At 31.2% G+C, this 3,130-nt stretch carries 4 protein-coding genes; 3 read left to right on the top strand and 1 reads right to left on the bottom strand.

Translation table 11 applies throughout. The features are described from left to right. Window positions 1-814, top strand: an 814-nt coding sequence (locus tag J7G74_RS05415; protein ID WP_297132833.1) for a sodium ion-translocating decarboxylase subunit beta, incomplete at its 5' end; no start/stop codon positions are given. 179 nt (window positions 815-993) lie between these two features. Here J7G74_RS05415 and J7G74_RS05410 read toward each other — a convergent pair. Next, window positions 994-1,926, bottom strand: a complete 933-nt coding sequence (locus J7G74_RS05410; protein WP_297132830.1) for a LysR family transcriptional regulator — start codon at window positions 1,924-1,926, stop codon at window positions 994-996. Window positions 1,927-2,076: 150 nt separating this feature from the next. Between J7G74_RS05410 and J7G74_RS05405 the strand changes: the two genes are divergently transcribed. Together J7G74_RS05405 and J7G74_RS16900 are read left to right on the top strand one after the other, a co-directional pair. Continuing rightward, window positions 2,077-2,931: a DUF6282 family protein gene (locus J7G74_RS05405; RefSeq protein WP_297132827.1), complete on the top strand. Its 855-nt coding sequence runs from the start codon at window positions 2,077-2,079 to the stop codon at window positions 2,929-2,931. 25 nt (window positions 2,932-2,956) lie between these two features. After that, the coding region (locus tag J7G74_RS16900; RefSeq protein WP_443081642.1) for a hypothetical protein at window positions 2,957-3,130 on the top strand (174 nt) is incomplete at its 3' end.

Genomic DNA, 3,130 nt, shown 5'->3' with positions numbered 1-3,130 from the left:
TCCTAAAACTATGTTACTTGGTGGAGCGGCACAGTTTGGTGTATTCTTCGCATTCTTAGGGGCTATAGCTTTAGGATTTACAGGACCAGAAGCAGCATCTATAGGTATAATAGGTGGAGCAGATGGACCAACTGCTATACAAACAACAGGTGCTTTAGCACCACACTTACTGGGAACTATAGCACTAGCTGCATATTCTTATATGGCATTAGTACCGGTTATCCAGCCACCAATAATAAAAGCTCTAACAACTAAGGAAGAAAGAGCTATAAAAATGGAACAAACTAGACCAGTTTCTCAAAAAGAAAAAATAATATTCCCAATAGTAGTTATGATAGTTGTTATAGGTTTATTACCAACATCTGCCTCTCTTGTAGGTATGTTAATGTTTGGAAACTTAATAAAAGAATCAGGTCTTGTTCCTAAATTAGTAGAAACTGCTCAAAATTCTTTAATGTATATAATTACTATACTATTAGGTTTAACAGTTGGAGCTACAACTAATGCAGACACTTTATTAAGTGCTCAAACTCTTGGTATAATAGCAATGGGGCTTGCTGCATTCTCTGTAGGTACAGCTTCAGGGGTTATAGGTGGTAAAATAATGTGTAAATTAACTGGAGGAAAAGTAAATCCAATGATAGGGGCAGCTGGAGTTTCAGCAGTACCGATGTCATCAAGAGTTGTTCAAAAAGTTGGACAAGAAGAAGATCCTTCAAACTTCTTATTAATGCATGCAATGTCTCCGAATGTATCGGGTGTTATAGGATCTGCAGTAGCTGCAGGTATATTATTAAAAGTATTTGGAGCATAAGCAATATAAAAAATTATAATAAGTCAAAAGTAATATAAAATTGTAATAAGTAAAAATTGATATAAGTAAAACAATAACATAATTCATAATTAGTACCTAATAATTTAAATTAAGTGAAAATAAACTCCCTTACGATAAACAGTATAAATAGTAACTGTAATCATGAGGGAGTTTATTCTTTATACATTTTTATTAACAAATTCTTTTCTAACAATATCTAAAAATATTTTATCTGCTTTAGATAGGAAAGAATTTTGTAATGTAGCTATACACATAACCCAGTTAGCTTCATATTTATCATCTATCATAAAGTAAGCAGGTGAAAAATTATTAGAAGAAATTTTAGAGTATTGTAAAGGAATAAAAGTAACACCCATTCCTTGTGTTGAAAGTCGCTTAGCTGACTCGAAGTTTTTAACAGTTAATGCTATATTAGGATTTATATTGGCCAAATGAAGTATATTATCTGAAATATGTCTTATTCTCTGTTGTTTATTTACCATAATAAAAGGTTCATCTTTGAAAAGGTTTAAGTCTATATATGGATAATTTCCATTTTCGTCTAATTTATGATTTTTAGCCAAAGAATGAGTAGGACTTATGGCCAATAAGAATGGATCTTTTACTAAGGATTCATAACTAATAGAGGTATTTTTTTTAGATTTTGGCTCGTGCATAATGGCAAAATCAATTTCTCCAGAAAGTAATAATTTTTCAAGTTCTGTAGAATTATTCTCAAATACAAAAATATCTATAAAAGGACAGACTTCTTTGAACTTTGGCAAGATTATAGGCAATACATACACAGACAAGTGCATCGTAATTCCTATATTTATTTTACCGGTTTTCATCTCGTTAATATCGTTTACCTCTAGTCTAAAATCATCATATATTTTTAAAATCTGATTAGCCATTTTATAGTATTTCTCCCCAGCTAAGGTTAACAATAAACCAGTATTTGTGCGTTTGAAAAGAATAGTTCCTAAGGATTCTTCTATACGTTGTATCGCTTGACTTAAAGAAGGTTGGGATATGTATAATTTTCTAGATGCCTTAGAAATACTTTTTTCTTCTGCTATAGTTTTTACATACAGTAATTCCTTATATGTCATAAATTACCCTCCAAATTTTATTATATTCTATATGATATCATAGGGTATAGTAAAAAGCTATAGGTATTATATTGCTTTAAGTATTAGACTATGCATGAAAAAATATAGTATACTTAAAACACAAAAGACAATTATATGGGAGGACAAAGTATGAGCAAAATATCATTAAATGGAGTATTTGAGATGCATGTACACTCAGCACCAGATATAAGAGAGAGAGCCTATACAGATTTTGAAATGATGGAAGCAGGTATACGAGTAGGTGCAAAGGGAATTGTATTAAAATCACACCATGGAACTACTATGAATCGTGCGTTTCTTGTAAATGAGTATAACAAGCTTAAATACAATCAGGAAAACGATTTTGTTATGTATGGTAGTATAACTTTAAATTATGCAGTAGGTGGATTAAATCCTATAGCAGTTGAGACGGCTTTAAAGATGGGGGCGAAAGTAGTATGGTTACCAACTACTCATGCAGCAAATCAATTAAAGAAAAATAATAAAGAAGGTGGAATTGAATGCCTAGATGAAGACGGTAAAATTGTAGAGCCATTAAGAGAAATCTTTGAACTAATAAAAGAGTATGATGCTGTTTTAGGAACAGGACATTTATCGCCAGAAGAAATATTCAAAGTAGTAGCTCAAGCTAGAGAGATGGGCGTAGAGAAAATAGTAGTTACACATCCAGAGTTTTGGGTTGTTGGAATGTCTCATGAAGATCAAATAAAAATAGTAAAAGAATATGATGTTATTCTAGAAAGGTGTTATGCTCAACCGATGGGTGGAGGAGTATATAAGAGTAACTTACAAGATAATTTAGAAATAATTAAAAAAGTAGGATACAAAAATGTAATGGTTAACACAGATGGTGGACAAGTAGAAAATCCTAACTGGGAAATTGCATTTGAAGAATATGTACAATTCTTATTCGATAACGGCATAACACAAGAGGAGTTAGATTATATGACTAAAACAATACCAGCTAAATTATTAGGTGTTTAGAAAATATATTTTTGGGGGAAGTATTATGAACAACATAAGTTTATTTGTAATTTTAGCAATTGCTTTATCAATTGCACTAGGATATAAAACAAAAATCAATACAGGTTTTTTTGCCATGGCATTTGCTTACATAATAGGTGCATTTTTCTTAGATTTAAAGGCATCAGAAGTTATAAAGATGTGGCCTGTGACAATATTC

Source organism: Terrisporobacter sp. (assembly GCF_017888745.1).
Lineage (GTDB): Bacteria > Bacillota > Clostridia > Peptostreptococcales > Peptostreptococcaceae > Terrisporobacter.
This window is presented reverse-complemented; position numbering and strand designations above follow the sequence as displayed.

Bases quoted from the DNA above. Each gene is read 5' to 3' on its own strand.
- J7G74_RS05405 (WP_297132827.1), top strand. From the start codon at position 2,077: ATGAGCAAAATATCATTAAATGGAGTATTTGAGATGCATGTACACTCA.
- J7G74_RS05410 (WP_297132830.1), bottom strand. From the start codon at position 1,926: ATGACATATAAGGAATTACTGTATGTAAAAACTATAGCAGAAGAAAAA.